At 61.8% G+C, this 6,020-nt stretch carries 6 protein-coding genes; 2 read left to right on the top strand and 4 right to left on the bottom strand.

What is annotated here, in order from left to right:
• The 3 genes from AC1DX0_RS29375 to AC1DX0_RS29365 form a co-directional block, all read right to left on the bottom strand.
• On the bottom strand, window positions 1-614 hold a 614-nt coding region (locus AC1DX0_RS29375), incomplete at its 3' end, for an ABC transporter permease subunit (RefSeq protein WP_477357919.1).
• Window positions 611-2,137 (bottom strand): sugar ABC transporter ATP-binding protein, encoded by a 1,527-nt coding sequence (locus AC1DX0_RS29370; protein WP_477222292.1) that lies wholly within the window; start codon window positions 2,135-2,137, stop codon window positions 611-613. The genes AC1DX0_RS29375 and AC1DX0_RS29370, both read right to left, overlap by 4 nt.
• 103 nt (window positions 2,138-2,240) lie before the next feature.
• Window positions 2,241-3,368, bottom strand: coding sequence for a sugar ABC transporter substrate-binding protein (locus tag AC1DX0_RS29365; protein ID WP_477357916.1), 1,128 nt, complete (start codon window positions 3,366-3,368; stop codon window positions 2,241-2,243).
• Between the two features lie 219 nt (window positions 3,369-3,587).
• Between AC1DX0_RS29365 and AC1DX0_RS29360 the strand changes: the two genes are divergently transcribed.
• Entirely contained in the window at window positions 3,588-4,262 is a 675-nt protein-coding gene (locus tag AC1DX0_RS29360) for a GntR family transcriptional regulator (protein WP_477222290.1), read from the top strand.
• Between the two features lie 159 nt (window positions 4,263-4,421).
• Here the strand turns inward: AC1DX0_RS29360 and AC1DX0_RS29355 are convergent, their stop codons facing one another.
• Window positions 4,422-5,327, bottom strand: coding sequence for a LysR substrate-binding domain-containing protein (locus tag AC1DX0_RS29355; protein ID WP_477222289.1), 906 nt, complete (start codon window positions 5,325-5,327; stop codon window positions 4,422-4,424).
• Between the two features lie 250 nt (window positions 5,328-5,577).
• Here AC1DX0_RS29355 and AC1DX0_RS29350 point away from each other — a divergent pair.
• Window positions 5,578-6,020, top strand: a 443-nt coding sequence (locus AC1DX0_RS29350; RefSeq protein ID WP_477357913.1) for a transporter substrate-binding domain-containing protein, incomplete at its 3' end; no start/stop codon positions are given.

Genomic DNA, 6,020 nt, shown 5'->3' with positions numbered 1-6,020 from the left:
GCATAGAGCGCTGTGCCGAAACGGGTTCCCTTCAGCCAGAACCAGGCGAGCAGGACGACGCCGATCACGACCAGCGGCATCGGCAGCCAACCGGTGATCGCGTCGCCCAGATAGAAGGTGCCGAGATCGGGCGAGACGAAGCCGCCGGGCTTGTCCATCACCAGCAGCGTCACACCTTGCAGGATGAACATGGTGGACAGCGTCACCACGATCGGCTGCATGCGCAGCACCGCGATGAAGAAGCCGTTGAAGGCACCCACCGCCATGCCGACGCCGATACCGACCACGCTCCACAGCAAGATGCTGGCGCCCGGCGCCATCGGGTCCATGCTCGATGCCAGCACGGCGTTGACCAGCGAGATCACCGCGCCGGCGGACAGGTCGAAGCCGCCCGACAGGATGACGATGGTCTGGCCGATCGCCGCCAGCGCCGAGGTCGCGCCGCCGCTCGACAGAAACGACACGTCGAAATAGGTCAGCGGACCGGCACTGATCCCGTCAACGATGAAAAGCAGGTTCGCAAGCACGGCTGCGGCGATCAGCGCGCCGCGATTGCGCATCAGCGCTCGGCGCAACCCGAAACCAGCGGAAGCAGGAGGTGAAACGCTGCTCATGCGGCTTCTTCCCCGGCATGGCCGAGCGCCGGGCGCATGATGGCGGGCTCGGTGATGGCGTCACCTTCGAGCTCGGCCGCGATCCGCCCGTCATAGAGAACCAGGACCCGGTCGCATTGGTGGACGAGTTCGGGAATCTCGGTCGAATGCAGCAGGATCGAGCCGCCGCCGGCGACGTAGTTTCGCATCATCACATAGAGCTCATGCTTGGTGCCGACATCGATGCCGCGTGTGGGGTCGAACAGAAGCAGGATGCGGCTCTGCGCCACCAGCCATTTGGCAATGGCGATCTTCTGCTGGTTGCCGCCCGAAAAAGCCCCGGCCCGTGTCCACAGCGCGCGGCGGTCGACCTCGACGGTGGCGAATGCCTCCTCGACGGAGCGGGTCTCGGCCGCGGCATCGACAAGGCCGAAGCGTGTGAAGCGCGACACCACGGGCAACGTGGCGTTCTGGCTGCCCGACAGTTTCAGGAACAGGCCTTCGGATTTACGGTCTTCCGGCACCAGGCCGATCGCCATATTGGGCCGCAAGGCATCGGCAGGCGAGCCGAGCCAGACCTTGCGGCCGTCGACAAGGACGTCGCCACGGATGATTTCGGCCATGCCGAAGCAGGCCAGGAACAGATCCTGCTGACCCATGCCTTGCAGTCCGGCAACGCCGAGGATCTCGCCCCGGCGAAGGTCGAAGCGCGCGCCGTCGAGCTTGCGTCCGACCTTGAGGTCGCGCACGCCCAGAACCGGTGGACCGAAGGCCTGGGCGCCGTCGGGTTTGGGCGGGAAGGTCTGCTCGATGCTGCGGCCGATGATCTTCTCGATGACATCACCGTCGGTGACATCGGCAACCGGCGCGGTGACGATGTGGCGGCCGTTTCTCAGGATCGTCAGCGTGTCGCAAAAGGCGCGCACCTCGCGCATGCGATGGGTGATGAAGACGATGGTCGTGCCCGCAGCCTTCAGCCTGGCGATGATGTCGCCCAGCCAGTCGACATCGCGGCCGGCGAGCGTCGAGGTCGGCTCGTCGAGCAAAAGGATGCGCGGCTTGCGGTAGACGGCACGCGCAATCTCGATCTTCTGCCGCACCGAAAGCTCGAGTTCGCTCACCTCCGCGTCGAGATTGACGGAAAAACCGAGCTCGTCGATGTGGCTGCGGACTGCCTTGCGGGCCGCATTGCGGCGGATCAGGCCGGAGACGCCGACGGGAGCGTAGGGCAACAGCATGTTGTCGAGGACCGAGAGATCGCGCACCAGGGTCATCTCCTGGAAAGCCGTCTGCACGCCGAGCGCATGGGCCGTGCGCGGCGCGCCGTAGCCGATCTCCTTGCCGAAGACCCTGATATGACCCGCACTCGGCCGCACCAGTCCCGACAGCAGTTTCACCAGTGTCGACTTACCGGCGCCATTCTCACCCAGCAGCGCATGGACGCTGCCGGGCGCGATGCGGAACGATACGCCGTCCAGCGCGACTGTCGCGCCGAACGCCTTGCCGATACCGTCAATCTCGATGGCGGGGAGCTGTTCTGTCATATCCTCGATCGCAGGCTGCGCACTTTTGGGCGCCACGCATTGGCGCCGATCGACGATGCACGGACAAGATATCCGTGCATCGTCGCGATTGGCCTTGGGAGGCTCAGTTCTCCGGCTGTCCGACGAGCGCGGCGTTCAGGCCGATCTCCGGCGTCTGGTCGGAAAAGATCGAAGCGAACCAGCCGGGATTGGACACCAGCGACGGCTTGAAGACATTGCAGCCGGCCTTCATCTCCGCCCATGTGCCTTCGTCGCATAGCTTGATCGTCTCATTGGTGACGAGCGGCAGCGGCAGGATCGTGGTCTTCGGCACGTCCTTGCCTTCGATCGCCTCGACGGCAAGTTTTAGCGCCAGCGCACCGGAATATGGTGGAGAGGCATAGGAAATGCGTTGCGCGCCCGATGGTGCATAGGGCGGAGCCGCACCCTCGACGTCGGTGCCCTCCGGCAGCATCTGGATGCGGCCGCCATTGGAGCCTTCGCCGGCGCACGGCAGGAGTTCGCTGGCCTTCTTGCCGGCCTCGAGCTGCATTGAGTTGGCGGTGAAGCAGCCGACCTGCATCCACAACCCGTTGATGTCGCCCCAGCTGCGCGTGGCGAGGATCTTGGAGAGCTCGGTGCGGGCGACTGCCTGGCTCCACATGCCGACAGCCTCGCCGACAATCTTGATGTCGGGATATTTGGCAAAGACTTCCTTGGCGGCCTTGGTGCGCTGGTCGTCGACCGATGTGCCGGGAACGCCCGTAATGGCGATGATGTTACCCTTGCCATTGAGCTTCTTGACCAGCCATTCGGCGGTTACCCTGCCCGCTTCCAGCTGGTCGATGTGGACATTGTAGGCACAAGGTTCGGTGATCTCGGCGTCATAGGCAAAAACCTTCACGCCCTTGTCGCAGGCATTCTTCACAACCTGATTGAGCGCGGTCGGCGAGATCGGATAGACGACGATCGCCTCGGCGCCGCTTTGCACCATGGCGTTGATCTGCTGSATCTGGCGTTGTGCGTTGGGCCCGGCGACCTGGACCTGCAGGTCGACCTTGTCGGCAAGGCTCTTGTGAGCGGCCATGGCCTTGACCATGTTTGCCGCCTCGGCCTGCCAGTCATTGCCGATGTAGCTCATGCTGAGAAAGATCTTGTGCTTTTCAGCGGCTTGCGCGCCCGACATGCCAACGGCGCAAGCAGCCATGCCCGCCAGCAGCGCGAGCCGCCGGACTTTCAATCCGATACCCATGTGAATTCCTCCCGAAACGAACGACCGAATGCCTCCCGAGGACACGAAACGTAGCCCTCGCCATCCGATGTCGATGACCCTAACATCATTTGATCAAAGATCAATGATGAATTCACTTTGTATCAAAACAACGATTGCCAGCGCTTGACGCCGCGGCGGGAACCTTGCATTCCGGACACGGGTGATGGCGCAGCCTTTGCGCGGGAAGGTTGACGGGAGATGACTGGATCGGCGTTCAGGAAGCCCGGTGTCGAGATCGTTCCACTGTCCAAGGAAACTCTGCAGGACAGGGTTTATAGTCAGGTCACTGAACTGATCCTCGACGGCAGCATCGTACCTGGCGAAATGGTCACGGTGCAGAGTCTCGCCGACGCGTTTGGCGTCAGCCCGATGCCGGTCAGGGAGGCGCTGCGGCGGCTGACGGCCGCCAACGCGCTGACAGTGGTGTCGGGGCGCTCGATCGGTATTCCGGCACTCAGCCGCGAGCGGCTCACCGATTTGCGCAATGTGCGTTTTGAGATAGAGGCCATCGCTGCCGGCTGGGCCTCGCAGAAGCGCAGTGAGGCGGACCTTGCGATTTTCGCGCGCGATCTGGACTCGCTGGAACGCGCGAATGGCGCGGACGACGTAAAGGCTTATCTCAGGGCGAACTACACCTTCCACTTCGCGATCTACCGGGCGGCAGGCTCCGAGACCCTGCTCAAGATCATCAAGGATCTATGGCTGCAGATCAGCCCCTATTTCAACATGCTGCATGGTTCCTACTCGACCGCGAACACGTACCATAAACAGATGTTTGCTGCCCTGCGCGACCGGAATGAGGAGGCGGTGCGGATCGCGATCCGCGCAGACATCGACGCGGCGTTCGACGTGCTGGTCGATCTGCTGAAATAGGATTGCTAAGCCGGCTAAGGTGTTTTGAGATTCAGATCAGGCCGAGCCGAAAATGGTGGCTTGCGAGAACCGGAGCGGAGCGGACATTTGGGTCCGTGAGCACCGGAAGCGCAGAGAGCCGCCATTTGCAGGCCGGCATCACCTGAATATCAACACACCTTAAAATAAGCGCATGCCTCCGCTCACATTCTCCTCGAGCGCGGTTCGGAATTCCCGCTCGAACGCCTGCTGCAGCATGGAAGAAACCTGGGCTCTGTTTCTGACCATGTAGATGTCGCAGAGAAGATCGGGGCTGAAGGGGCGTATCGTCAATTTACCGGCCCATCGTGCCGCCGAGAACGGATCGACGATCGACACGCCCAGGCCCTGTGCGACCAGCGCGCACGCCGTATCGGCGAACGGCGTTTCGAAACGGTGGTCGACGGCAACGCCGGCATGATCCAGAACACGCTCGATATCCTGCCGCGTGCGGTCCTCGCGGCCAAGCGCGATGAATTCCTGACCTTCAAGCTGGGCTGCGAAAATCACGCTATCATTGGCGAATGCATGGTCGAGCGGCGCCACGCAGACGCATTCCGTCTGGAAAATCAGATCGCAGGCAATGGCTGGATCCACCACCGGCATCTGAATGAGGCCGATGTCGATCTCCTTGTTTGCCGTCAACTCCGCGATCCGCAGCGAGGCCGCCGGAAAGATGCTCATGCGCGCTTTCGGGTGATGCCCGGCAAATGATTTCAGGAAACGGGGCAAGACGATGCTGGCAAGCGCCGGATAGACACCGATCATCAGCCGCCCGGCTTCCAGTTGCCTGATATCTCCTGCCAGGCGCCGTATCCTTCCCATTCCCTTGACGATCCGCCCGACCTCTTCGTTGAGAAGCATGGCTTCCGCCGTCGGAACCAGACGTCCCGCCCGACGAATGAACAGCGGGATTTTCAGCGCATGTTCCAGGTTCGAGATATGCGCGCTGACCGAAGGCTGGGCGATGTGCAGAATCTCGCTCGCGCCGGTCACCGTTCCTGCCTCCATGACCGCCCGGAATGCTTCAAGCTGCTTGTAGTTCATCAGCGACCCCCAGCTCGATTGAGGCAAAACCTATAGGAAAAAGCTATATTCCGCGCAACATTTCATATTGGAATGCGTCGGAAGTTTCCTTTCTAGTCGAGCGAATAGCCTGCCCCAGTCTGTTCTGGATAGGCATTCGCCGACAGCGGAAAAAATCGATACCCCCGCCTGCCCTGTGTGAGGATATCGGTTTTTCCTATCGCCGGCGGTGAGGCTGCGGGCGTTTCAAAAACAAGAGAGGGAGCTTCAAATGATCAGAAACACCATCCTGGCGGCAGCGCTATCGCTGGCTGGCCTTTACTCCTGTGGTGAGGCGTTGGCGCAGGACGCGCTCCACATCCGCATCGCAACCGAAGGCGCCTATGCGCCGTGGAACTATACGCTCCCCGATGGCACGCTTGCCGGCTATGAGATCGACCTAGCCAAGGAATTGTGCAAGCGCATGAAGGCGCAATGCGAGATCGTCGCGCAGAACTGGGACGGGATGCTGCCGGCACTGAACGCCGGAAAATTCGATGCGATCATCGCCTCCATGGGCGTCACCCCCGAGCGAGCGGAAGTGGCCGCATTTTCGGATCCCTATTCCACCGCGCCCAACGCTTTCCTGGCGCTTAATGGCAGCGGTTTGGCTGAGGCTCTCCCCTGGCATGACAAATTCGATCTCCGCGACAAAGCCGCAGGATCAAAGGACAT

This window comes from Mesorhizobium sp. P3_A9 (assembly GCF_056402975.1).
This window is presented reverse-complemented; position numbering and strand designations above follow the sequence as displayed.

Coding starts and splice junctions, on each gene's coding strand:
- AC1DX0_RS29355 (WP_477222289.1), bottom strand. CDS start 5,327: ATGAACTACAAGCAGCTTGAAGCATTCCGGGCGGTCATGGAGGCAGGA.
- AC1DX0_RS29370 (WP_477222292.1), bottom strand. CDS start 2,137: ATGACAGAACAGCTCCCCGCCATCGAGATTGACGGTATCGGCAAGGCG.
- AC1DX0_RS29360 (WP_477222290.1), top strand. CDS start 3,588: ATGACTGGATCGGCGTTCAGGAAGCCCGGTGTCGAGATCGTTCCACTG.